The organism is Microbacterium sp. Mcb102, assembly GCF_024519805.1.
GTDB lineage: Bacteria > Actinomycetota > Actinomycetes > Actinomycetales > Microbacteriaceae > Microbacterium.
Genome location: NZ_JALJRG010000001.1, coordinates 515,559 through 539,103, shown reverse-complemented (window position 1 = coordinate 539,103; position 23,545 = coordinate 515,559). Strand labels below are relative to the sequence as shown.

Annotated in this window: 20 protein-coding genes; 3 read left to right on the top strand and 17 right to left on the bottom strand. The window is 68.8% G+C overall.

The window, feature by feature from the left end; translation table 11 throughout:
* Window positions 1-45 precede the first annotated feature (45 nt).
* The 6 genes from OC372_RS02565 to OC372_RS02540 form a co-directional block, all read right to left on the bottom strand.
* Window positions 46-810, bottom strand: coding sequence for a class I SAM-dependent methyltransferase (locus OC372_RS02565; RefSeq protein ID WP_262000842.1), 765 nt, complete (start codon window positions 808-810; stop codon window positions 46-48).
* Window positions 807-2,066, bottom strand: a complete 1,260-nt coding sequence (locus OC372_RS02560) for an MFS transporter (protein ID WP_262000841.1) — start codon at window positions 2,064-2,066, stop codon at window positions 807-809. Before OC372_RS02560 ends, OC372_RS02565 begins: the two co-directional genes overlap by 4 nt.
* A complete protein-coding gene (locus OC372_RS02555) occupies window positions 2,063-2,839 on the bottom strand; it encodes a fumarylacetoacetate hydrolase family protein (protein WP_029263565.1) in 777 nt (258 codons plus the stop codon). The genes OC372_RS02560 and OC372_RS02555 overlap by 4 nt, the downstream gene beginning before the upstream one ends.
* Window positions 2,840-2,868: 29 nt before the next feature.
* Window positions 2,869-3,969: a branched-chain amino acid aminotransferase gene (locus tag OC372_RS02550; protein WP_029263566.1), complete on the bottom strand. Its 1,101-nt coding sequence runs from the start codon at window positions 3,967-3,969 to the stop codon at window positions 2,869-2,871.
* A 60-nt stretch (window positions 3,970-4,029) separates the two neighbouring features.
* Window positions 4,030-5,073, bottom strand: coding sequence for a 3-isopropylmalate dehydrogenase (locus OC372_RS02545; protein ID WP_262000840.1), 1,044 nt, complete (start codon window positions 5,071-5,073; stop codon window positions 4,030-4,032).
* Between the two features lie 79 nt (window positions 5,074-5,152).
* On the bottom strand, window positions 5,153-6,688 hold the full coding sequence (locus OC372_RS02540; RefSeq protein WP_262000839.1) for an MFS transporter: 1,536 nt from the start codon (window positions 6,686-6,688) through the stop codon (window positions 5,153-5,155).
* 95 nt (window positions 6,689-6,783) lie between these two features.
* Between OC372_RS02540 and OC372_RS02535 the strand changes: the two genes are divergently transcribed.
* A complete protein-coding gene (locus OC372_RS02535) occupies window positions 6,784-7,326 on the top strand; it encodes a TetR/AcrR family transcriptional regulator (RefSeq protein WP_262000838.1) in 543 nt (180 codons plus the stop codon).
* A gap of 64 nt (window positions 7,327-7,390) precedes the next feature.
* On the opposite strand, the gene serA is transcribed toward OC372_RS02535, so the two are convergent.
* From serA to OC372_RS02520, 3 genes are all read right to left on the bottom strand, one after another.
* Window positions 7,391-8,995 carry a phosphoglycerate dehydrogenase gene (serA, locus tag OC372_RS02530; protein ID WP_029263570.1) on the bottom strand — a complete coding sequence of 535 codons (1,605 nt, stop codon included), beginning with the start codon at window positions 8,993-8,995 and terminating at the stop codon, window positions 7,391-7,393.
* Between the two features lie 123 nt (window positions 8,996-9,118).
* A complete protein-coding gene (locus OC372_RS02525) occupies window positions 9,119-9,454 on the bottom strand; it encodes a hypothetical protein (protein WP_262000837.1) in 336 nt (111 codons plus the stop codon).
* Window positions 9,451-9,915: a hypothetical protein gene (locus tag OC372_RS02520; RefSeq protein ID WP_262000836.1), complete on the bottom strand. Its 465-nt coding sequence runs from the start codon at window positions 9,913-9,915 to the stop codon at window positions 9,451-9,453. Before OC372_RS02520 ends, OC372_RS02525 begins: the two co-directional genes overlap by 4 nt.
* A gap of 85 nt (window positions 9,916-10,000) precedes the next feature.
* On the opposite strand from OC372_RS02520, the gene OC372_RS02515 reads away from it, so the two are divergent.
* Window positions 10,001-10,942, top strand: a complete 942-nt coding sequence (locus OC372_RS02515) for a hypothetical protein (RefSeq protein ID WP_262000835.1) — start codon at window positions 10,001-10,003, stop codon at window positions 10,940-10,942.
* A 13-nt stretch (window positions 10,943-10,955) separates the two neighbouring features.
* Here the strand turns inward: OC372_RS02515 and OC372_RS02510 are convergent, their stop codons facing one another.
* A complete protein-coding gene (locus OC372_RS02510; protein ID WP_105709819.1) occupies window positions 10,956-11,618 on the bottom strand; it encodes a GntR family transcriptional regulator in 663 nt (220 codons plus the stop codon).
* Between the two features lie 73 nt (window positions 11,619-11,691).
* Between OC372_RS02510 and OC372_RS02505 the strand changes: the two genes are divergently transcribed.
* A complete protein-coding gene (locus OC372_RS02505; RefSeq protein ID WP_262000834.1) occupies window positions 11,692-14,526 on the top strand; it encodes an FAD-binding and (Fe-S)-binding domain-containing protein in 2,835 nt (944 codons plus the stop codon).
* Between the two features lie 80 nt (window positions 14,527-14,606).
* Here the strand turns inward: OC372_RS02505 and ilvC are convergent, their stop codons facing one another.
* From ilvC to OC372_RS02470, 7 genes are all read right to left on the bottom strand, one after another.
* Window positions 14,607-15,635 carry a ketol-acid reductoisomerase gene (gene ilvC, locus OC372_RS02500; protein ID WP_029263576.1) on the bottom strand — a complete coding sequence of 343 codons (1,029 nt, stop codon included), beginning with the start codon at window positions 15,633-15,635 and terminating at the stop codon, window positions 14,607-14,609.
* An 80-nt stretch (window positions 15,636-15,715) separates the two neighbouring features.
* On the bottom strand, window positions 15,716-16,225 hold the full coding sequence (gene ilvN / locus OC372_RS02495; RefSeq protein WP_029263577.1) for an acetolactate synthase small subunit: 510 nt from the start codon (window positions 16,223-16,225) through the stop codon (window positions 15,716-15,718).
* Window positions 16,226-16,228: 3 nt separating this feature from the next.
* Window positions 16,229-18,031, bottom strand: coding sequence for an acetolactate synthase large subunit (locus OC372_RS02490; RefSeq protein ID WP_029263578.1), 1,803 nt, complete (start codon window positions 18,029-18,031; stop codon window positions 16,229-16,231).
* Window positions 18,032-18,082: 51 nt separating this feature from the next.
* Entirely contained in the window at window positions 18,083-19,801 is a 1,719-nt protein-coding gene (gene ilvD, locus OC372_RS02485; RefSeq protein WP_105709817.1) for a dihydroxy-acid dehydratase, read from the bottom strand.
* A 9-nt stretch (window positions 19,802-19,810) separates the two neighbouring features.
* The gene (gene otsB, locus OC372_RS02480) at window positions 19,811-20,608 is read right to left on the bottom strand and encodes a trehalose-phosphatase (RefSeq protein ID WP_262000833.1); all 798 of its coding nucleotides are present in this window, start codon (window positions 20,606-20,608) and stop codon (window positions 19,811-19,813) included.
* Between the two features lie 52 nt (window positions 20,609-20,660).
* Window positions 20,661-22,067: a trehalose-6-phosphate synthase gene (locus OC372_RS02475; RefSeq protein ID WP_262000832.1), complete on the bottom strand. Its 1,407-nt coding sequence runs from the start codon at window positions 22,065-22,067 to the stop codon at window positions 20,661-20,663.
* Between the two features lie 66 nt (window positions 22,068-22,133).
* Entirely contained in the window at window positions 22,134-23,396 is a 1,263-nt protein-coding gene (locus OC372_RS02470; RefSeq protein WP_262000831.1) for an MFS transporter, read from the bottom strand.
* Window positions 23,397-23,545 lie beyond the last annotated feature (149 nt).

Sequence of the window (23,545 nt, the reverse complement as noted above, 5' to 3'; positions counted from 1 at the left end):
GATTCTACGGGGACGAGGTCGTCTCCGCTGGCGGGCGGTGGGCGTTCAGGCGTCCGTCGCCACGGCTATCGCCGCCCGGTGTTCGAGGGGCAGAACGCCACCTCTCCGCCGCTGCTCGACGACGAAGTCGAAGGCCGCGCGGAAACGTCGCCGATCGCCCGCATCCAGTCCGGCGTAGAGGGCGCCCGCACCGGCGACGCCTCCTTCGACCGATGCCCAGAGCGCCTCGGGTCGCGCGTTCCAGGCCCACTCATGCTCCGCGACGGCGACATGGCCCAGGCCCGCCTCCCTCAGCATCCGTGCGAAACCCTCGGGCGTCCGCTCGAAATCCTCCGCAGCCGGAAGCCTCGCGCCCGCGAACGGCTTCAGCCCGGCACGTCCCGTGATCTCGGCCCAGAGCCAGGAGGGCGACAGCGTCCAGGTGGTCGCGATGACGATGCCGCGACTCACCCGGCGCAGTTCGGCGGCCGATTCGCGTGGCGAGGCGACGTGATTCAGCACGAAGTTCGCGACGACGACGTCGAAGGTGCCGTCGGCGAACGGAAGATCGGGCAGTGCACCGTCGACCGGCTCGATCGCAGGATGCCGCCGCCGCGAGACGGCGCGCATCGACGCCTCCGGTTCGCAGGCGGTGACATCCCATCCACCCACCGACCACGTTTCGGCGAGTGTGCCGTCGCCGGCACCGACATCGAGCAGGTTGCGGTCGCCAGGCGTACCCAGCGCGTCACGCATCACGGGGAAGGTTCCGGCGCACAGGTCCACGTACGAGGCGGCGTATGCCTCGCCGACCCCGGCCCAGTCCTTCATCGGGTGCCGGAGCGAGCCAGCGGAGACAGGGCGACGATCGCGATCACCAGGATGAACGCGGCCACACCGAGCCCCGCGTACTGGAAGTTCGCCAGGACGACCCCGGCCAGTACCGATCCGGCTGCCGCCGAGAGGCTCATCAGCGAGTCGCTGCGGCCCTGCCTGCGGGTGCGCAGCTCCGGTGCGGAGGCCTCGGTGAGCAGTGCGGCACCGGCGACCGTCGCCGCACTCCAGCCCAGCCCCAGCAGGATGAGCGCGACCATCACGCCCCAGGCCTCCGTGCCCGTGAACACGGCGAACGCCAGCGCACCGGCGAGCAGCACCTGACCCAACAGCACCACGCGCAGACGCCCCCAGCGGTCGGCGAGCACGCCGAACACGGGCGACAGGGCGTACATGCCGCCGACGTGCAAAGCGATCGTGATACCCACGAGCGCGGACACATCGGCCGGAGTGGGAGCCATGCCATGCGCGCCGTGCGCCATGTGCGACAGATGCACCGGCGTCATCGCCATCACGGACGCCATCACCACGTGGGATCCGGCGACCGCGAAGATCGCGTAGCGCGCCACACGGGGGCGGTCGAGCACCACGGCCCCGGTCGTCGCCGCCGCCACCTTCGCGAGACGCTGCGCAGCGAGCAGCGGGTCCGGGCGGAGGGCTACGAGGTACAGCACCAGAGCCGCACACTGCGCGACGAACGAGAACAGATAGGAGCCGGTCTGCGGCGGCATGCCGACCGCCTGCCCCACGATCTCTCCGGGACCGAGGAGCAAGGGCCCGGCGACCCCGCCGATGGTCGTCGACCAGACGACGATCGAGAGATCACGGCCGCGATGCTGAGGTGCTGCCAGATCCGTGGCCGCGAACCGGGACTGCAGGTTGCCCGCGTTGCCGGCGCCGATCATCAGGATGCCCGCCAGCAGCAGGGGGAAGACCCGCACAGAGGCGGCGAGGATGACGACAGCGATGCCGACCAGCGCGAACAGGTTGCCGAGGGTGAGTGCCCGACGCCGTCCGACGCGCGCGGCGAGACGCGCGAGCGGAATGGCGCACGCCGCCGCTCCCAACGTGACCGACGCCGTCGCCAGGCCGGAGAGCGCATCGTTCCCCGAGATGTCCGCCGCCAGAAGAGCGCCGAGCGACACCGTGGCGCCGAAGGCGATGCCGCCCAGCACCTGCCCGAAGGACAGCACCAGTACGGTCCGCCGCTGGACGGTCGCCTGCTGCGTCGCCGTCAGGGCGACATCGCTCATGGTGCGGGTACGGCGTCGCGCACGCTGTTGCGCAGGATGCCCAGTCCCGAGATCTCGACCTCGACCACGTCGCCGGCCTCGAACGTGCCGACACCGGCCGGCGTCCCCGTCATGATCACGTCTCCGGGCAGCAGGGTGAACACGGCGGAGGCGTACTCGATGATCGCCGGCACGGAGTGGATCATGTCGGTCAGAGGTGCGTGCTGCCGCACCTCTCCGTTCACGCGGGTCTCGATGGTGGCGTTCGCCGGGTCGAAATCGGTCTCGATGACCGGCCCGAGGGGGCAGAACGTGTCGAAGCCCTTCGCACGCGACCACTGGCCGTCCTTGCGCTGCAGGTCACGCGCGGTCACGTCGTTCCCGATCGTGTAGCCCAGCACGTAGTCGAGCGCGTTCTCGGCCTTCACGTTCTTCGCGATCTTGCCGATCACCACGACGAGCTCACCCTCGTACTCGGTGCGCTCGGAGAGGGTCGGACGCACGATCGCGTCGCCGGGGCCGATCACCGAGGTGTTGGGCTTCAGGAAGAGCAGCGGCTCCTCGGGAGCCACTCCCCCCATCTCGGCGGCGTGGTCGTGGTAGTTCTTGCCGACGCAGACGACCTTCGACCGCGGGATCACCGGGGCGAGCAGCGCAGCATCCGCGAGCGGCACACGCGCGCCGGTGGTCTCGTACCCGGTGAACATCGGGTCTCCGGCGAGCACCACGAGCTCGCGCTCGTCGATGATCCCGTACATGATGGCTTCGTCGTGGCTGAACCGGGCGATCTTCATGGATCCAGCCTACCGAGCGCTCCCGCGGCTCAGGCGTCGAGACGCAGGAGCCAGCCGTGCTTGTCTTCGCGGCGACCGTACTGGATGTCGGTGAGCTCCTCGCGCAGCGAGAGGGCGAGCTCGCCCAGCGGCTGCGGCTCGTCGAACCCGTCGCCGACCAGCGCACCGATCGGAGTGACGACTGCCGCGGTGCCGCAGGCGAACACCTCGACGATGTCTCCGGAAGCCACGCCTTCACGCCACTCGTCGATCGAGATCGGACGCTTCTCGACCGTGTAGCCGCGGTCCTCCGCGAGCTGCAGCAGCGAGTCGCGCGTGATGCCCTCGAGGATGCTGTCCGACTCCGGTGTCACCACCCGGCCGTCCTTGAAGACGAAGACGACGTTCATGCCGCCGAGCTCTTCGACGTCGCGCTTCTCGTTGAGGAAGACCACCTGGTCGCAGCCCTTCGCGCTGGCCTCGCTCTGTGCGAGCAGGCTGGAGGCATAGTTGCCGCCGGTCTTCGCCTTGCCCGTGCCGCCCTTGCCGGCGCGAGCGTACTCCTCGGAGAGCCAGATGCGCACCGGCTTGACGCCGCCGGTGAAGTAGGCGCCCGCAGGGCTGGCGATCACGTAGTAGGCGACCTTCTGGGCGGCGCGGACGCCGAGGAAGGCCTCCTTGGCGAACATGAAGGGCCGCAGGTAGAGGCTCTGGTCCGCCCCGGTCGGCACCCAGCGGCCGTCGACGGCGATGAGCTCGCGCAGCGACTGGATGAAGTACTCGGTCGGGAGCTCCGGCAGCGCGAGGCGGCGGGCGCTGGCCTGCAGGCGCGCCGCATTGCGGTCGGGACGGAACGTGTGGATCGAGCCGTCGGCGTGACGATAGGCCTTGATGCCCTCGAAGATCTCCTGCGCGTAGTGCAGGACGGATGCGGCGGGGTCCAGCGGAATCGGACCGTACGGCTGCACGCGCGGGCGGTGCCACCCGCCCTTGGCGGACCAGCAGATGTCGACCATGTGATCGGTGAAGACCACGCCGAAGCCCGGATTCTCCAGCGCCTCGGCGAGACGGTCGGGTGACACAGCGTTCAGGTTCTTCATGACGAGGAACTCCAGGGGAGCCACGGTCGCCTCGGCATCGATGGTCGTCATCTCATCATCCATTCCTCGTGGGTGGGCGCATCGTCGCGCCCGTTCAGCCTACGCCTGCAGTCAGAGGCGCGCAGTGATCGCGGAGCCGATCTCCGCCGTCGTTCGTGCCGCCGTGCGTGCGGCGATGTCGGCCTCGACCGCCGCGCTCACGCGTGCGGATTCCCCCGCGAGGCCGAGGTGGTCGAGCAGCAGTGCGATCGAGAGGATCGCCGCGGTCGGATCGGCCTTCTGCTGGCCCGCGATGTCGGGCGCCGAACCGTGCACGGGCTCGAACATCGAGGGGAACGCGCCGTCGGGGTTGATGTTCCCCGACGCCGCGAGTCCGATACCGCCGGTCACGGCTCCCGCGAGGTCGGTGAGGATATCGCCGAACAGGTTGTCGGTGACGATCACGTCGAAGCGCGAGGGGTCGGTGACCAGGAAGATCGTGGCCGCGTCGACGTGCAGATAGTCGACGGTCACGTCGGGGTGCTCGGCGGCGACCTCGTTGACGACACGCTGCCAGATGGCTCCTGCGTGCACGAGCACGTTCGTCTTGTGCACGAGAGTCAGCTTCTTGCGGCGGCGCTCGGCGAGATCGAAGGCGTAGCGCACGACGCGCTCCACACCGAAGGCCGTGTTCACCGAGGTCTCGTTCGCGACCTCCTGCGGCGTGCCCTTGCGGATCGCGCCGCCGTTGCCGACGTAGGGACCTTCCGTGCCCTCACGGACCACGACGAAGTCGATCTCACCCGGATCCGCCAGGGGACCGGGTGCGCCCGTGAAGAGCTTCGACGGCCGGAGGTTCACGTAGTGGTCGAGGGTGAAGCGCAGCTTCAGCAGCAGCCCCCGCTCGATGTTCGCATCCTTCAGACGCGGGTCACCCGGCGTGCCGCCGACCGCGCCGAGCAGGATCGCGTCGTTGGCCGTGATCGATGCGAGGTCGTCGTCCGTGAGGGTGTCGCCGGTGTCGAGGAAGCGTCCGGCGCCCAGCGAGAAACGGGTCTTGTCGAAGACCACGCCGCTTTCAGCGGTGACGGCGTCGAGCACCTTCTCCGCCTCGGCGATGACCTCGGGACCGATGCCGTCACCGGGGATGACGGCCAGCTTCACGACACGCGACATGACACTCCTTGCGCACTGCACGGGGATGGACCGGCCGGGCCCGACGGGGTCGAGCGGGCCGGTCCTCCCAGCGTACTGGTCAGTGCGAGGGGGCTTTGCGCAGTGTGACGGCCGCGATGACACCGGCGAGGACTACGAGGGCAGCGCCGATCAGCGACGTCACCATCACACCGGAGCCGAACGCGGCAGCAGCCGCATCCCACAGCGCTGTTCCGAGCTGCCCCGGGAGCTCCTGCGCCGCGGTGTAGGCGCCGGCCAGGGTCTCCCCCGCCGCGTGCGCCACATCGGCCGGCAGCCCTTCGGGCAGCACGAGCGCGCCGCGGTAGAACGCGGTGATGATGCCACCCAACACCGCGGTGCCGAGCACGGCGCCGAGTTCGTACGCGGTTTCGGAGACGGCACTCGCCGCGCCGGCCTTCGCCGCGGGGGCACTGGAGAGGATCAGCTCGTTCGAGATCGTCTCCGCCGCCCCGATGCCGATGCCGAGCACGACGAAGGCGATGACGAGGGGAAGCACTCCGTGCGCGTGGGTCGTGAATGCCACGATCAGGTAGCCCGCCACCGAGAACGCGAGTCCGACCGGGATCACGATGTGCGGCGGCACGCGGCGCGAGACGGGCACGACCGAGAGGCCGGCGACGATCATCGCGAGCATCCCGGGCACGAGCGCCAGGCCCGCCATCATCGGCGACAGTCCGAGCACCAGTTGCAGGTGCTGCGACACGAAGTAGAGGAAGCCGACGAGCGCGACGACGCTGAGCAGGTTCACCAGGATCGCCCCGGAGAATGAGCCTCGCCGGAACAGCGCCATGTCGAGCATCGGCGACCGGGAGCGCAGCTGGCGACGGACGAACAGGTACCCCATGCCGAAGCCGAGCAGAGCCCATGCGCCGGCCGTGAGGCTCGGCCCGTCGACGGCCAGTGACTTGATCGCGTAGACGACGGGGATCATGGTCGCCATCGAGAGCGCGATGCTGATCGGGTCGATGCGGCCCGGGTTCGGGTCGCGGCTCTCCGGGACGAGCAGCGGTGCCGCGATCAGGAGCGGGATGAGCACGGGGACGGCGATGAGGAACACCGATCCCCAGGCGAAGTGCTCGAGGAGGAATCCGCCCACGATGGGTCCGAGGGCGGAACCGGCGGAGAACGCCGAGGCCCACACCGCGATCGCCATGCGGCGCTGGTCGCGGTTCTGGAAGATCGAGCGCAGCAGCGAGAGGGTCGACGGCATCAGCATGGCGCCGAAGAAACCGAGAAGCGCGCGGGCGGCGATGAGCAGCCCAGCCGTCGGCGCGAAGGCGGCGAGAGCCGACACGGCGGCGAAGCCGGTCGCACCGATCAGCAGCATCTTCCGGCGGCCGAAGCGGTCGCCCAGCGTGCCCATCGTCACCAGGAGCCCGGCGAGCACCAGGGGGTACACGTCGATGATCCACAGCTGCTCGGCCCCGGTGGGGGCGAGCGCGATGGAGATCTCGGGGAGCGCGAAGCTCAGCACCGTGTTGTCCACCGACACCAGCAGCACCGGCAGCATGAGGACGACGAGCGCCGCCCAGCCACGGGCTCCGACGCGGGGAGCATCCGTCTCTGTCGTCGGGATCGACGCAGTACGGGTCATGGAACACCTCTCACAGTTTCGGCGGTATCGTTAGTGAACCGTCCGGATGGTATAGTAACAGAATTCCCGCCGCTCCCCTGTGCAGAGGATCCACGATGCCCCGACCTCCCCTCGCCCGCGAGAAAGTGCTCGACGCCTTCGAAGCGATCCTCATCGAAGACGGCGAACGTGCGGCGACACTCGACGCGACGGCCAAGGCCGCGGGAGTGTCGAAGGGCGGGCTCCTCTACCACTTCGGCTCGAAGGATGACCTCGAAGCGGGGCTGATGGAGCGCCTCGACAACCTCACGACACTCGACCTGGAACGGATGTCGTCCGCTGAGGAAGGCCCCGTCGCGTACTACGTGCGCACATCGGTGATGGAGGACGACGCACTCGACCGCGCACTCATCGCCGCGACCCGACTCGCGCAGGGAGGATCCGTGCCGGCAGCCGACATGCTCCGCGACACGCGGCGACGGTGGGCCGAGACGATCCGTCCGCACGTGCGCGACACGGCGAGCCTCGACCTCGTGATGCTGGTCAGCGACGGGCTCTACTTCAACAACTCGCTCGACGTGCACGGGCCCGAGCGTCTGGTCCCCCGCAGCGACGAGCTCGCCGAGCTGATCGCGCTGGTGCTGAAGGCGACAGCCTGACCGCAACGCCCTACAGAGGAGGGCGGGAGCATCACGCTCCCGCCCTCCTGTCTGCAGCCTTCGATCAGACCTCGGTGATCTCGATCTGACGGAACAGGTCGGCGTCGATCGCGTCGCGCACGTCGTCGAGCAGCTCGTCGGAGACCGGAGAGTCCAGCGTCAAAACGCTGAGCGCCTGTGCACCGGCCGCCTCGCGGGCGATCTGCATGCCGGCGATGTTGATGCCCGCCTCGCCGAACTTCTGACCGTAGACCGCGACGATGCCGGGACGGTCGGTGTACAGCATGACGACGTGGTGCTTCTCGATCGGCAGCTCGAGCGCGTGATCGTTGATGCCGATCAGCTTCTCGGCCTGCTTCGGGCCCGTGAGCGTGCCGGACACCGACAGCTGGGACCCGTCCGACAGCGCGCCGGCGAGCGTGATCACGTTGCGATACTCATCGCTCACGTCGTCTTTGAGCAGGCGCACGGCGATGCCGCGCTGGTCGGCGAGGAGCGGCGCGTTGACGTAGGAGACGGTCTCGCTGACGATGTTCGTGAAGACGCCCTTGAGAGCGGCGAGCTTGAGCACGCTCACGTCGTAGTCGTTGAGCTCACCGTGCACCTCGACGTCGAGGCTCGTGAGCGGCGAGGTCGCCAGCGACGCGAAGATCTGACCGAGCTTCTCGACCAGCGAGATACCGGGGCGCACGTACGGGTCGATGACACCGCCGGCGACGTTGACCGCGTCGGGCACCAGGTCGCCGCCGAGCGCGAGACGCACGGATCGGGCGACCGAGACACCGGCCTTCTCCTGCGCCTCCTCGGTGCTCGCACCGAGGTGCGGGGTGACGACGACGTTGGGAAGATCGAGCAGCGGACGAGCGGTGCCACCCTCTGCGGGGGGCTCGGAGGTGAAGACGTCGAGGCCCGCACCGGCGATCTCTCCCGCGACGAGGGCGGCGTGCAGCGCCTCCTCGTCGATCAGGCCGCCGCGCGCGACGTTGACGACGAACGCGGTCGGTTTCATGGCCTTGAACTGCTCGGCACCGATCATGCCAGTGGTCTCCGGCGTCTTCGGCATGTGGATCGTGAGGAAGTCGGACTCGGCGACGAGCTCATCGAGCGAGAGGAGCTGCACGCCGAGCTGCTGGGCGCGCGCCGAGGTGACGTAGGGGTCGTAGGCGACGACACGCATGTCGAAAGCGGCAAGGCGCGCGGCGACGAGCGCACCGATGCGACCGAGGCCGACGATGCCGACCGTCTTCTCGAAGAGTTCGGCTCCCGTGAAGGAGCTGCGCTTCCAGGCGCCTGCGGAGAGCGAGGCGTGCGCGGCCGGAATGCGGCGGGCGAGGCTCAGGATGTGGCCGACCGTGAGCTCGGCGGCGGAGACGATGTTGGAGGTCGGCGCATTGACGACCATGACGCCGGCAGCCGTGGCCGCCTTGATGTCGACGTTGTCGAGGCCGACTCCGGCACGGGCGACGACCTTGAGCTTCGGCGCGTGGGTGAGCGCTTCCTCATCGATGCGGGTCGCCGAGCGGACCAGCACGGCATCGGCATCCGCCAGCGCCGCGAACAGCGCCTCACGGTCGGTGCCGTCGACGTTGCGGACGTCGAAGTCGGGGCCGAGGGCCTCGATGGTGGCGGGAGAGAGTACTTCGGCGATGAGCACGACGGGCTTCGGCACAGTGGATCCTTCGGGGCAGCGCGGCAGGCGGGAGTGGCCGATGCGCCGCACACCATGGGGGCGCGATCGCGTCAACTCTACCCGAGCACTCGAGGCCCTCCGTGCCGTGTGACCGTGTGCGACTCAGGCGCTGGGCATCGTGAGGCTGAGCGCGATGAGGCTCATCCAGAAGACCGCGACGATGCCGAGTCCCGCGAGGAACACCAGGGAGAGCTCTCCGACATTGCGTCGTCGACCGATCACGAACGCGAACGCGAAGACGATGGCGGGAAAGGCGACGCCGAACAGGAGTGTCGCCCATCCCCCTCCGGTCAATCCGGTCTGCGCCATCGTGATCAGGTGTGCGACGGCGTTCCACGCCGCGTAGGCGTAGAACAGCCCTGCCAGCCCGATGACGAGTCCGACGAGCCAGCGGGGCGAGCCCGCCGAGACCTGCTGAGGAGCGGAAGACGCACTCACGATCCGATCACCCCCACGGTGACGAAGGGCCAGGGAACGAGGAGGACCACGCCCGCGAGCAGCACGGCGACGCGGATCCACGCGGCCCTCCCCCGGGTCAGGACCCAGGTCGCGAGGAACCACAGCGCGGGCGCGGCGATCGCCAGCACGAACCACGGCAGGAACATGGCGTCGTCGACGAGGAAAGAGGCCAGCGGCTTGAGTCGCAGTCCGCCGACGATCCAGCCGATCGTGTAGAGGAGATAGACGCCGCCGACGACCCCGAGGATCAACAGCATCATGGTGCTCATGCCCGCCGGCTCGTCGGTCGCAGCGGGGGTGACGGTGCCGTCATCCTCGACCGTCCCCACCTCTTCGCTGCCCCTGCCCACGGCGTTCCAGCCGTGCGGAAGGGCGCGATCCTGCGGCGCCGCGGCGTCGTCGCCCTCCCAGCTGAGGGCGTCGTCGGAATCGGAAGTCATCTCCCCAGAGTAGGACACCCGGTCCACTATGCTCGGGGTTGCCTTGAGCCGGTATGGCGGGCACCGGAGGGAAAAGGGGAGCACCGTGGCCGACAGCGACAACAAGAACGCCGACGTCGAGCGGCCTGCGGCGAGCAACACGAACACCGAGCCGCCCGCCGGATGGGTCCCCACTCCCGAGAGCAAGACGAAGGCGACCCGTTTCCGCTGGATCGCGGCCGTGCTCTGGGCCATCGCGATCATCGGCGAAGCCGTCGGCATCTTCTGGCTGCTTCGCCAGCGCGTCTACGTCGGCGAGGACGGACAGCTCCTCCGCAACCCCGACACCGGACTGCTCGAGGAGCACGGCGTCACGGCGACGTTCCCGCAGTGGGCGTTCATCGCACTCCTCGTGCTGCTCGTCGTGATCGCCGCACTCTCGATCACCGGGTCCGTGCTCTGGAAGAAGGCGAATCGCCTCGACCCCGCGCGGAAGTCCGACAAGACACGGTTCTTCGTGCAGAACCAGCTCGGCGCGATCATCGCGATCGTCGCCTTCCTCCCCCTCGTCATCCTGATCTTCCTCAACAAGGACATGGACAAGGGCCAGAAGACGACGGCCGGCATCGTCGGAGTAGCCCTCGCGGCTCTCGCCGTCGTCCTCGGCGTCGACTTCGCTCCGCCGTCGGTCGAGCAGTACACGGCCGATCAGTCCGCCGTGATCCAGCTGCTCGGCAAGGACGAGGTCGTGTGGGTCGAGGGCGGCAAGGTGTACCACGTCTGCGATGAGGTCTCCGCGATCCAGACCGGCAGCGAGATCATCACCGGCACGACGGCACAGGCCGTGGAAGCGGGCAAGAACCGGCTGACGCTGCAGTTCGCCTCCGAGCTGCGTGCATGCGACCTTCCCGTTCCCGAGAACGACGAGGAGATCACCGAGGCGCTGCGAGCGATCCAGGCGGGGCAGGTGGACACCGTCCTCCCCGCGCCGGAATGGGCGGATTCCACGGAAGCGCCCATCGTCGTCGACGAGGCCCCGGCCGAGTGACGATCTCCGGTCGCTAGTCGGCGTCGAGCGCTTCGACGAGCCTCTCCTCGGCCGAAGAGAGATGCGCCTCGAGGAGGGCGGCCGCACGCTCGCCCTCTCCTGACTCGACCGCGTCGAGGATGTCGGCGTGCTGGGCAGCGATCACCGCAGCGTCGAGCAGGCGACGGCCCTGCACCTGCGCCATGCACAGTCGCACCTCGTCGAGGACGCTGCGGTACATGCGACCGGTCCGCTCGCTCTGGAGGGCGTCGATGAGCGCGGTGTGGAAGCGCAGATCGGGGCCGACAGTCGCCGGGTCTGGGCCGGCCGGCATCGCGAGGATCTCGGCGTTGGCGTCGCGGGCAGCATCCGGAACGGTCCTGGTCACGGCGAGTTCGCGCAGCGCCGCGCTCTCCAGCCGTGTCCTCGTGCGGTAGACGTCGCGCACGGTCTCGGAGTCGATCCCGACGACGCGGGCGCTTCGATGCGCGGTGCGCACCAGGAGTCCGGTGGCGACGAGCTGTTCGATGGCTGCTTTCGCACTCGGCCTGGCCACCCCGAACGTCTGCGAGACGGCTGACTCCGTGAGCGGCGTGCCGGAGCCGATCTCGCCGCGGAGGATGCGTCCGCGCAGCTGAGCGGTGACGGCGTCGACCACGCCGACGATGCCGAGCGGCGCGTCCGAGCTCATGGTCATCCGGTCAGTCTAACGAAACGCCCCGCCGTCGGTACACTTGTCAGACAATCTTTCGACGGAGCAGAGGAGCACCGTGCCGACCACACTCGCCGAACCGCTGGATCCCGCACTGCTGGGCCCCACGACCGAGGTGCACTCCCGGTCCATCGACCGCTTCGCCCGGGCACACGACGCTTCGCACTACCTGCTCATCCCGGATGCGGTGCTCTCCCCCGCGGATGCCGAGGGCGTCGCCCGTGCGTTCGGCGCCGTGCGTGCGGCGGGACGCACGATGACCTTCCGCTCCGGCGGGACGAGCCTGTCGGGGCAGAGCGTCAGCGGCGACATCCTCGTCGACACGCGCAGCCACTTCCGCGACATCCGCGTGGAGGACGACGGCGCATTCGTCCGCGTCGGTCCCGGAGCCACGGTTCGCCAGGTCAACACCCGGCTGACACGCCACCGCCGCAAGCTCGGGCCCGACCCGGCGAGTGAGATCGCCTGCACGATCGGCGGGGTCGTGGCGAACAACTCCAGCGGCATGGCCTGCGGCATCACCGAGAACTCGTACCAGACCATCGAATCGATGACGATCGTGCTCCCGAGCGGGACGATCCTCGACACCGGACGACCCGACGCGAACGAGCTGCTGCGCGCCGCGGAACCGGCGATCGTCGACGGGCTCCTGGCCCTGCGCGCACGGTTGCTCGCCTCGCCGGAGCATGTCGACTTCCTCCGGCAGCAGTTCTCGATGAAGAACACCATGGGCTACGGCCTCAACGCCCTGCTCGACTTCGACGATCCGGTGCGCATCCTCGAGCACCTCATCATCGGGTCCGAGGGCACCCTCGCGTTCGTCGCCGAGGCACGGTTCCGCACGATCGAGGTTCGTCCGGCGATCGCCACCGGTCTGCTCGTGTTCGAGACGCTGTCGGCCGCCATGACCGCACTCCCCGACCTCACGCGTCTCGGCCTTGCGACGATCGAGCTGATGGATGCCGCATCGCTGCGCGTGGCACAGGGTCTGAGCGATGTCCCGGCGGCGATCGCGGAGATCGACGTCCAGGGGCATGCGGCCCTGCTCGTGGAAGTCCACGCCTCCGATGCTGCGTCCCTCACGGAGTCGAGCGCCGCCGCCCAGGTGCATTTCGAGGCCCTGCCGCTGGCCGTGGCGCCTCGACTCACGACGGACGCCGCCGAGCGGGCCGCGCTGTGGCATGTGCGCAAGGGTCTCTACACGGCGGTGGCGGGTGCGCGCCCCTCCGGCACGACCGCTCTGCTCGAAGACATCGTCGTGCCCGTCCCCCGCCTGCTCGCGACCTGTGAGCGACTGATCGAACTGTTCGCCGAGCACGGTTACGAGGGCTCGGTCATCTTCGGTCATGCGAAGGACGGGAACGTCCATTTCCTGCTCAACGAGCGCTTCGACGACGCCGACAGCGTCGCCCGCTACCGCCGGTTCACGGACGACCTGGTCGACCTGGTGCTGTCCCAGCAGGGTTCGCTGAAGGCCGAGCACGGAACCGGTCGCATCATGGCGCCGTTCGTGCGCCGCCAGTACGGCGACGAGCTGACCGACATGATGTGGGAGATCAAGGGCCTGCTCGATCCCGACGGCATCCTCAACCCCGGCGTCGTCCTCTCCGACGACCCCGACTCGTACCTGCACGACCTCAAGCGCGTTCCCACGGTCGAGAACGAGGTCGACCGCTGCGTCGAGTGCGGATACTGCGAGCCGACGTGTCCGAGCAAGAGCATCACGCTCACCCCGCGTCAGCGCATCGTGATCCGCCGCGACATGGCCTGGGCCGAAGAGCAGGGCGACACCGAGCTGCTGCGCGATCTGCAGAAGGACTACGACTACGACGGCGTGCAGACCTGCGCCGTCGACGGCATGTGCGGCGTGGCGTGCCCGGTCGACATCAACACCGGCGACCTGGTTCGTCGGCTGCGGGCCGAGCAGTCGAACGCCGTCGAGGGTGCCCTCTGGGGCACGGCGGCCAAGCACTGGAGCACGGTCACCCGGGCCGGCGGCATCGCCCTCACGGTCGCGGACGCGCTCCCGGCTCCTCTCGTCCGCGGAGTGACCCGGGTGGGACGCGCCGTTCTGGGCGCCGACACACTCCCGCTCTACGACGCGGGACTTCCCCGCGGCGGGTCGAAGCCTCCGCTCCCCGCAGCCCCGAGCGATGCGCAGGTCGTGTTCTTCGGCGCGTGCATCGGCACGATGTTCGGCGCGGAGGGCGAAGGCCAGGGATCGAGGGACGCGCTGCGCGAGCTGTTGGAACGCGCCGGCATCCCCATCGTGATCCCTGAGGAGAACGGCGGCCTCTGCTGCGGCACGCCCTGGAAGTCCAAGGGCCACCTCGACGGTTACCGGCTCATGTCCGACCGGGTGCTGGATTCCCTCTGGGAGGCGAGCCGCCAGGGCGAGCTCCCCGTGGTGTGCGACGCTGCATCCTGCACAGAGGGCCTCGATGTGATGCTCGCGCAGTCCGTGGCGAAGAGTCCGAAGTACGCCGGGCTCCGGATCGAGGATGCGACGACGTACGTCGCCCGAGAGGTGCTGCCGCGGTTGACCGTGTCCGCGAAGCTTCCGACCGTGGCCGTACACCCGACGTGCTCGACGACCGCCCTCGGGGCGACGGGGGCTCTGACCGCGATCGCGGCCGCCGTCGCCGACGACGTTTTCATCCCGGAGGGCTGGGGCTGCTGCGCCTTCGCCGGTGACCGTGGGATGCTGCATCCGGAACTCACCGCCAGTGCGACCGCACAGGAATCCGCGGAGATCGCGGCCGCGGAGGAGGAGCGCGGCGGCTTCGATGCGTTCGTGTCGGCCAACCGCACGTGCGAGATCGGGATGACCAGGGCCACCGGCCGCTCCTACCGGCACGTGATCGAGATCCTCGAGGAACTCACCCGGACCTGACCCGCCGGGATGAAGACGAAAGAACGGGCGCCCCCGAGGGGGCGCCCGTTCTTCTTGACTCAGGTCAGGCTGGACTCAGGTCAGCGCGCAGCGCTGCCGTCGACGTAGTCCTCGTCCTGCTGCTTCCAGGCGAAGAGCGAACGCAGCTCCTTGCCGGTGACCTCGATGGGGTGCTGCTCCTCCTTGGCGCGCAGCGCGAGGAACTCCTCGGCCCCGTTGTCCTGGTCGTCGATGAAGCGCTTCGCGAAGGCGCCCGACTGGATGTCGGCCAGCACGCCCTGCATGCTCTCCTTGACGCGCTCGTCGATGACGCGCGGGCCCGAGACGTAGTCGCCGAACTCGGCGGTGTCGGAGATCGACCAGCGCTGCTTGGCGATGCCGCCCTCCCACATCAGGTCGACGATGAGCTTGAGCTCGTGCAGCACCTCGAAGTAGGCGATCTGCGGCTGGTAGCCGGCCTCGGTCAGCGTCTCGAAGCCCGCCTGCACGAGGTGGCTCACGCCACCGCAGAGCACGGCCTGCTCGCCGAACAGGTCGGTCTCGGTCTCTTCGGTGAAGGTCGTCTTGATGACGCCGGCGCGGGTGCCGCCGATGGCCTTCGCGTACGAGAGGGCGAGGTCCCAGGCGTGACCCGATGCGTCGCGCTCGACGGCGATGATGTCCGGGATGCCACGGCCGGCGACGAACTCGCGACGGACCGTGTGGCCCGGCGCCTTCGGGGCGACGAGGATCACGTCGACACCCTCGGGTGCGTCGATGTAGCCGAAGCGGATGTTGAAGCCGTGCGCGAAGGCGAGCGTCTTGCCGGCCGTGAGGTTCGGCGCGATGGACTCGCTGTAGATGATGCGCTGGTGCTGGTCCGGCGCGAGGATCATGATGACGTCGGCCCACTCGGTGGCCTCGGCGACGGTCTTCACGGGGAAGCCGGCCTCTTCGGCCTTCGCGGCGGACTTGGAGCCCTCCTTCAGTGCGATGGCGACCTCGACGCCCGAGTCGCGCAGGTTCTGCGCGTGGGCGTGGCCCTGCGAGCCGTAGCCGACGATCGCGACCTTCTTGCCCTGGATCAGGGACAGGTCTGCGTCGGCGTCGTAGAAGATCTCGGTGCTCACTGTGTGTTTCTCCTTGTTCTTTGCGTTTCGTCGGGATTCGCGCGCTCCAGGAGCGGCGAAGACTGTATTGCTCGGGATGGTCAGCCGCGCAGGACGCGTTCGGTGATGCTCTTACCGCCGCGCCCGATGGCGAGAAGACCCGACTGCGCGATCTCCTTGATGCCGAAGGGCTCCAGTGCACGGAGCATGGCGTCGACCTTGCCCTTGTCGCCGGTCACCTCGATCACGAGCGCATCCGAGGCGTAGTCCACCACCGACGCGCGGAAGAGGTTCACGACCTCGATCACATTCGAGCGCGTGGCGTTGTCGGTGCGCACCTTCACGAGCATGTGCTCGCGCTGGACCGACGTCGAGAAATCGAGCTCGACGATCTTGATCACGTTGATCAGCTTGTTGAGCTGCTTCGTGACCTGCTCGAGCGGCAGCTCCTCGACGTCGACGACGACCGTGATGCGGGAGATACCGGGCACCTCGGTCACGCCGACGGCGAGGGAGTCGATGTTGAAGCCGCGACGGGCGAACAGCCCGGCGACGCGGGTGAGGAGTCCTGGGGTGTTCTCCACCAGCAGGCTCAGCACGTGAGTCGACATGGATCAGTCCTCCTGGTCGAAGTCGGGCGCGTGCTCGCGGGCGTACTGGACGTAGCTGTTGCTGACGCCCTGCGGGACCATCGGCCACACCATGGAGTCGGCGCTCACGACGAAGTCGATCACCACGGGGCGGTCGTTCGTCTCGAGCGCGAGCTGGATGGCGGCATCCACCTCTTCCTCCTTCTCCACGCGGATCGCCAGGCAGCCGTACGCCTCGGCGAGCTTCACGAAGTCGGGGATTCGGACCGTGCCGTGCCCGGTGTTGAGGTCGGTGTTCGAGTGGCGGCCGTCGTAGAACAGCGTCTGCCACTGGCGCACCATGCCCAGCGAGGAGTTATTGATGATCGCGACCTTGATCGGGATGTTGTTGATGGTGCAGGTCGCGAGCTCCTGATTGGTCATCTGGAAGCAGCCGTCGCCGTCGATCGCCCAGACGTGACGCTCCGGCTCTGCGACCTTCGCACCCATCGCCGCGGGCACCGAGTAGCCCATGGTGCCGGCACCGCCGGAGTTCAGCCAGGCGTTGGGGCGCTCGTACTTGATGAACTGCGCCGCCCACATCTGATGCTGGCCAACACCCGAGGCGAAGATGCCCTCGGGACCGGTGAGCTCGCCGATGCGCTGGATCACGTACTGCGGAGCGAGGAGCCCGTCGGTCGTCGGCGCGTAGCCGAGCGGGAACTCGGTGCGGAGGCCATCGAGGTACGACCACCACTCCTCGATGTCGGGCTTCGCGCTGGCGGTGGCACCGCGGAACGCGGCATCCAGATCGGTCAGCACGTCGCGGACATCTCCCACGATCGGCACATCCGCGGTGCGGATCTTCGAGATCTCCGCGGGGTCGATGTCCACGTGCACGACCTTGGCGTTCGGGGCGAAGAGCGCCGCCTTGCCCGTCACGCGGTCGTCGAACCGTGCGCCGAGCGAGACGAGGAGGTCGGCCTCCTGGAGCGCCAGCACGGCGGGAACCGTGCCGTGCATGCCCGGCATGCCGAGGTGCTGCGGGTGCGAGTCAGGGAACGCGCCACGGGCCATCAGCGTGGTGACGACCGGCGCTCCCGTGGATTCCGCGAGCTCGAGGAGCTCGGCCGACGCCTTGCCGCGGATCACTCCGCCGCCCACGTACAGCACCGGCTTCTTGGCCTCGGCGAGCAGGGTGGCTGCGGCCTGGATCTGCTTGCCGTGCGCCTTGGTCACCGGGCGGTAGCCGGGGAGATCGATCTTGGGCGGCCACACGAACGGCGCCGTCGCCTGCTGCGCATCCTTGGTGATGTCGACCAGCACGGGACCGGGGCGACCTGTGCCGGCGATCTCATACGCCGCCGCGATCGCGCCCGGGATGTCGGCCGCGTCCTTCACCAGGAACGAGTGCTTCGTGATCGGCATCGTGATGCCCACGATGTCGGCCTCCTGGAAGGCGTCCGTCCCCATCAGTGTCGAGAACACCTGACCGGTGATGGCCAGCATCGGCACCGAGTCCATGTAGGCGTCGGCGATCGCGGTGACGAGGTTCGTCGCACCCGGGCCGGAGGTCGCGATGCACACGCCCACCTTGCCGGACGCGGAGGCGTACCCCTCGGCCGCGTGGCCGGCCCCCTGCTCGTGCCGCACCAGGATGTGGCGCAGATCCTTGGCATCCATCAGCGGGTCGTACACGGGGAGGATCGCCCCGCCGGGCAGGCCGAAGACATCCGTGACACCGAGCAGCTCGAGCGAGCGGACGACGGCCTCGGCGCCGGTGATCTCCGGAGCAGAGGATTGACGGGCGGGCGGCCTCGGCACAGCCGGGGCGGAGTCAGCAGTCATGACTTTCCTTCTGATGATCTGTGGAGGACACCGGATGCCGGAGCGTCCGGGTCAGCCGGTGGTCGCTCCCTCGGCGGCGGACCGCACGAGGCGCGAGTACTTGGCAAGAACGCCTCGGGTGTAGCGCGGGGGAAGCGGCTCCCAGCCAGAGCGGCGGGAGGCGAGCTCTGCCTCGTCGACGAGTAGATCGAGAGAGCGAGCTGCGATATCGACCCGTATCAGATCACCATCGCGCACGAAGGCGATAGGACCTGCGTCCACCGCTTCGGGTGCTATGTGGCCGATGCACAGGCCGGTTGTGCCGCCTGAGAATCGTCCGTCCGTCAAGAGTAGTACATCTTTTCCGAGTCCCGCGCCCTTGATGGCCGCGGTGATGGCGAGCATCTCGCGCATACCCGGTCCGCCCTTGGGGCCCTCGTAGCGGATGACGATGACGGTACCGGGCTCGATCTCGCCCTCCGCGACGGCGTCCATGGCGGCGCGCTCGCGCTCGAACACGCGGGCGGGGCCCTCGAACACGGCGGCGTCGAAGCCGGCCGTCTTGACGACGGCGCCCTCAGGAGCCAGCGAACCGTGCAGGATCGTGAGTCCGCCGGTCGCGTGGATCGGGTTGTCGAACGTGTGGATGACCTCGCCGTCGATCGGCTGCGGGTCGAGATCGGCGAGGTTCTCGGCGAGCGTCTTGCCCGTGACCGTGAGTGCGTCACCGTGCAGGAGGCCCTCGTCGAGCATCGCCTTCATGATCACGGGGATGCCGCCGTGACGGTCGACGTCGTTCATGACGTACTTGCCGAACGGCTTCATGTCGGCGACGTGGGGAACCTTGTCGCCGATGCGGTTGAAGTCGTGCAGGCTCAGGTCGACGTCGGCCTCGCGAGCGATCGCCAGCAGGTGGAGCACCACGTTCGTGGAGCCGCCGAGCGCCATCGCCAGGGCGATCGCGTTCTCGAACGCCTCCTTGGTGAGGATGTCGCGCGTCGTGATGCCCTGGCGGAGCAGGTTCACGACGGCCTCGCCCGAGCGGTGGGCGAAGTAGTCGCGCCGACGGTCCGCGGCGGGCGGTGCGGCCGAACCGGGGAGGCTGAGACCGAGCGCCTCGGCGACGGATGCCATCGTGTTGGCGGTGTACATGCCACCGCAGGCCCCCTCGCCCGGGGCGATCGCACACTCGATGCGCTTGAGGTCCTCCTCGCTCATGAGACCGGCACGGCAGGCGCCGACCGCCTCGAACGAGTCGATGATCGTGACGTCCTTCTCGGTGCCGTCGGAGAGCTTGACCCACCCCGGCGCGATCGAGCCGGCATAGAGGAAGACGCTCGACAGGTCGAGGCGGGCGCTCGCCATGAGCATGCCCGGGATCGACTTGTCGCAGCCGGCGAGCAGGACGGAGCCGTCGAGGCGTTCTGCCATCATCACGGTCTCGACGGAGTCGGCGATGACCTCACGGGAGACCAACGAGAAGTGCATCCCCTCGTGACCCATCGAGATGCCGTCCGAGACGGAGATCGTGCCGAACTGCAGCGGGTAGCCGCCCCCGGAGTGCACACCCTCCTTGGCGCCCTGCGCGAGCCGATCGAGGCTCAGGTTGCAGGGAGTGATCTCGTTCCAGCTGGACGCGATGCCGATCTGCGGTTTGTCCCAGTCGGCGTCCCCCATCCCGACGGCACGGAGCATGCCTCGGGAGGTCGTGGCCTCGATGCCGTCGGTGACGACGCGGCTGCGGGGCTTGATGTCGATGGGCGCGCTCTGGGAGGGATCATGCGAGGACATGACGGAAGTCTATTGCCGTGCGGAGGCGCGTTCGTCCGCCAGCGCCTCCAGAAGCGCGGCGATCTGTTGTGGAGTGTCCACACGAAGCGCCGCAGCGCTCTCCCCCGGACCGACGCGCACGCCGAGGTCGCCCTCGCCGAGCACGCGCATCGCATCCTCGTCGGTCACATCGTCACCGGCGAACAGGATTCCGGTGGCGTCGAAGCGCTCACGAAGCGCCATCATGGCCGCGTCCTTGCCCTCTGCACGCGAGGAGAACTCCAGCACGCGGTGTCCGGCCCGACGTCGCCAGTGCGGGAAGCGCTCGGCGACGAGAGCGTCGATCTCGGCGAAGACGCGCTCCTCGGTCTCGCGGTCCGCGCGGCGGGTGTGCACGCCCATGCCGAAGGTCTTGGGTTCGAACTCGGCACCTTCGAAGCGCTCGATGATCGGCTTCGCGGCTGCCCACAGCTCTTCACGCGAGCCGTCCTCGGTGACGTCGCCCGCGATCTCGGCATCTCCCTCACCCGGGAACCAGTACTGCGCGCCGTGGGAACCCGCGAGGGCGATGGCGGAGTCGTCGGTGTGTTCGGTGATGACCCGCAGATCGTGCATGCTGCGTCCGGAGACGTACGCCACGACGGTGTCGGGAAGCGACGCGAGCCGCTCCACCTGGATCGCGACCTCGGGAAGCGCGCGCGCAGCCATCGGGTCAGGCACGAGCGGCGAGGCGGTGCCGTCGAAGTCGAGGGCAACGACCAGGCGCGGCGTCGCCGCCAGGGCACTCAGGTCGTCGTCGTCGGTTCCGGGGATCCAGGGGCGCGTCACAGGTTCTCCAATCGCAGGGGGTTCTTTCCCAGTATCGCGGCCCCGCGGGTGCTCAGCGTCCGCGCACCTCGGACAGCGCGGCGAGGAACGAGGAGGACCAGGCGTTCACATCATTGTCCAGCACACGACGGCGTAGTGATCTCATGCGCCGACCCTGCTCGGCCGGGGGCATCTCCACCGCGGTCATGATCGCGTCTTTGAGCCCTTCGATGTCGTGCGGGTTGACCCGCACCGCCTGCCGGAGCTCGTCCGCCGCCCCGGTGAACTCGCTGAGCACGAGGACGCCGCGATCGTCCACGCGACTGGCGACGTACTCCTTGGCCACGAGGTTCATGCCGTCGCGCAATGCGGTGACCAGCATCACGTCGGCGGCCAGGTAGAGGGCGACCATCTCCTCGCGCGGATACCCCTGGTGCAGATACCGGATGGCGGAGTGGCCCATCGTGTCCGTGTCGCCGTTGATGCGGCTCACGGCGAGCTCGATCTCGTCACGCAGATGGACGTACGCGTCGACGCGCTCCCGGCTCGGACTCGCGACCTGCACGAGCGTGACGTCTTCGACGTTGAGTCGCCCTTCCGCGAGCAGCTCCCCGTAGGCCTTGATGCGGTGGCGGATGCCCTTGGTGTAGTCCAGTCGATCGACGCCGAGCAGGATGCGCTTCGGGTTGCCGAGGCTCGCGCGGATCTCGGCGGCGCGTGCACGCACGTCCTCACGGGCCGCGAGCTCGAGATACGGCGTCGTGTCGATGGAGATCGGGAACGCCCGCGCCAGCGCCGTGCGGGTCCCCTCCCCGTCAGGCACCGAGACGTTCGGTCCCTTGACGTCGTAGCGGAGTCTGCGGCGCACGGCCGTGAGGAAGTAGGTGGCGTCCTGAGCGCGCTGGAAGCCGATGACGTCGGCACCGAGCAGCCCGCGCAGCACCTGATCCCGCCACGGCAACTGGGCGTAGAGACCGTGAGCCGGGAACGGGATGTGGTGGAAGTAGCCGATCGTCACGTCCGGACGCAGTTCGCGAAGCATCTGCGGGACGAGTTGCAGCTGGTAGTCGTGCACCCAGACGGTGCCCTCCTCCGCCACGGCAGCGGCGGCAGCCTCGGCGAACCGACGGTTGACTCTGACATACGCGTCCCACCATTCGCGGTGGTACTGCGGCGGCGCGATCACGTCGTGGTACAGCGGCCAGATCGTGTCGTTGGCGAAGCCCTCGTAGTACTCCGCGACCTCCTGCGCACTCAGTGCGACCGGCACCAGCTCGATACCACCGGCTTCGAACGGCGTGAGCTCGACGTCGGCCTGCCCTGCCCAGCCCACCCAGGCCCCGCGCACGTTGCGCATCATCGGCTCGAGGGCGGCCACGAGCCCACCAGGAGACGTGCGCCAGACTTCCTCGCCGTCAGGTCCCTCCACCCGGTCGACCGGCAGGCGGTTGGCGACGACGACGAAATCTGCGGCGGTCAAGGGGGACTCCTCACATCAGCGGTGAAATCAAACCTACCCAGGATCGCGGAATACCGTCGCCGGAGGTCAGGCCGTCACCGACGAACGTGTACGCCGCTCGCTGCTGAGCGCCCAGTTCGCCACTCCCGCGCCGAAGGCGATGAATGCCGCGATCATCGGGAGCAGGAGCGCGGCGGACGTTCCGACGTTCTCGGCGATCTCGCCGGCCACTGCCGCGCCGATCGACTGCCCGACCACGACGCCGGAGCCCAGCATCGTCATGACCGTCGCCGAGCGACCACGCGGGCTGCGGGCGGCCCCGAAGCTGTACTGCGTGACCAGGGTGGGTCCGATGCCGATTCCCATGATCGCCAGCGCGAGCATCATCGTGCCCGGCGAGTCGACGAATCCGAGCAGGAGCGTTCCGGCGAGCAGGATGCCGGCGAAGACGAGCCACCGTGCGCGCATCGAGAACGACGGAGGAAGCCAGGCGACGCCCAACGCGAGCACCGCCGACCCGACGCCCATCACGCCGTAGAGCAGCCCGGCCTGCTCGGGTACACCGCGGTCAGCCATGAACGACGTCAGCGAGGTGAGCATCGTCCCGAAGAAGATCCCCACGCCGAGAATGCCGAGGACGACGATGAGCAGCTGCGGCCGGAACAGCTCCGAGACCGCTGACGGGGCTCTGCCATCCGCGTCGCGGTCCTGCGACACGTGACGTCCGCTGGGGTGCAGCGCGAACGCGCCGACGAAGACGACGGTGAGCACAGCGGCGCCCACCAGCGGAGCCCAGGGAGCGAACGCGGACGCCAGGATGCCGACCAGGAACGGCCCGAAGACGAACACGGTCTCATCCGCCGCGGACTCGTAGGCCATCGTCCCGGAGACGGTCTTCGCGCGACGTGCCTCCGGCATTCGATCGGCGATGATCGTGACCAGACGTGAGCGCGAGAGCGGCGCGACCTGCGGTGCCGTGGCGCCGATCCCGACCGCCGCCAACAGCACGAAGCCGTCTGCGGCTTCCCCGTAGACCACGAAGGTGAAGAGCAGGAGCATCGCGCCGTTGGCCAGCGCGAGCACGACCAGGACCACCCGCTGGCCGAACCGGTCGGCGGCGGCGCCGAGAAGGGGGCCGAAGCACGCCGTTCCCAGACCGACGGCGGCCGAGGTGAGCCCACCCAGCGAGAGCGAGCCGCGGGCCGAGACGACGACGGTCAGGACGCCGACGACCATCATGGCGAACGGAAGTCGCGCGATGAAGGCGATGAGGAAGTAGGGGAATCCGGCGAGACGGAGAAGGCTCGGGCTCGGCTCGGTGATCTGCGGGGGTGCTGATGCGTGTGTCATGGCTCTCGCGCGTCGAAGACGCGATGTCGGGTGCCGCCGCTGTCCGCCGGGGATGCCGACGGCCGGTAGATACACGGTTTGTGCGGCCGCGGGCGAGCCGCGACGACCCCAGGATAGCGGATGGTCCCGGGAAGTGCCCGAGAGATGAG

Excerpts from the sequence above, each read along its gene's own strand:
- OC372_RS02565 (WP_262000842.1), bottom strand. The coding sequence starts at position 810 with ATGAAGGACTGGGCCGGGGTCGGCGAGGCATACGCCGCCTCGTACGTG.
- OC372_RS02490 (WP_029263578.1), bottom strand. The coding sequence starts at position 18,031 with ATGACTGCTGACTCCGCCCCGGCTGTGCCGAGGCCGCCCGCCCGTCAA.
- ilvN (WP_029263577.1), bottom strand. The coding sequence starts at position 16,225 with ATGTCGACTCACGTGCTGAGCCTGCTGGTGGAGAACACCCCAGGACTC.
- OC372_RS02555 (WP_029263565.1), bottom strand. The coding sequence starts at position 2,839 with ATGAAGATCGCCCGGTTCAGCCACGACGAAGCCATCATGTACGGGATC.
- OC372_RS02545 (WP_262000840.1), bottom strand. The coding sequence starts at position 5,073 with ATGTCGCGTGTCGTGAAGCTGGCCGTCATCCCCGGTGACGGCATCGGT.
- OC372_RS02560 (WP_262000841.1), bottom strand. The coding sequence starts at position 2,066 with ATGAGCGATGTCGCCCTGACGGCGACGCAGCAGGCGACCGTCCAGCGG.
- OC372_RS02550 (WP_029263566.1), bottom strand. The coding sequence starts at position 3,969 with ATGACGACCATCGATGCCGAGGCGACCGTGGCTCCCCTGGAGTTCCTC.
- OC372_RS02520 (WP_262000836.1), bottom strand. The coding sequence starts at position 9,915 with ATGACTTCCGATTCCGACGACGCCCTCAGCTGGGAGGGCGACGACGCC.
- OC372_RS02470 (WP_262000831.1), bottom strand. The coding sequence starts at position 23,396 with ATGACACACGCATCAGCACCCCCGCAGATCACCGAGCCGAGCCCGAGC.
- OC372_RS02535 (WP_262000838.1), top strand. The coding sequence starts at position 6,784 with ATGCCCCGACCTCCCCTCGCCCGCGAGAAAGTGCTCGACGCCTTCGAA.
- OC372_RS02510 (WP_105709819.1), bottom strand. The coding sequence starts at position 11,618 with ATGACCATGAGCTCGGACGCGCCGCTCGGCATCGTCGGCGTGGTCGAC.
- OC372_RS02540 (WP_262000839.1), bottom strand. The coding sequence starts at position 6,688 with ATGACCCGTACTGCGTCGATCCCGACGACAGAGACGGATGCTCCCCGC.
- ilvD (WP_105709817.1), bottom strand. The coding sequence starts at position 19,801 with ATGTCCTCGCATGATCCCTCCCAGAGCGCGCCCATCGACATCAAGCCC.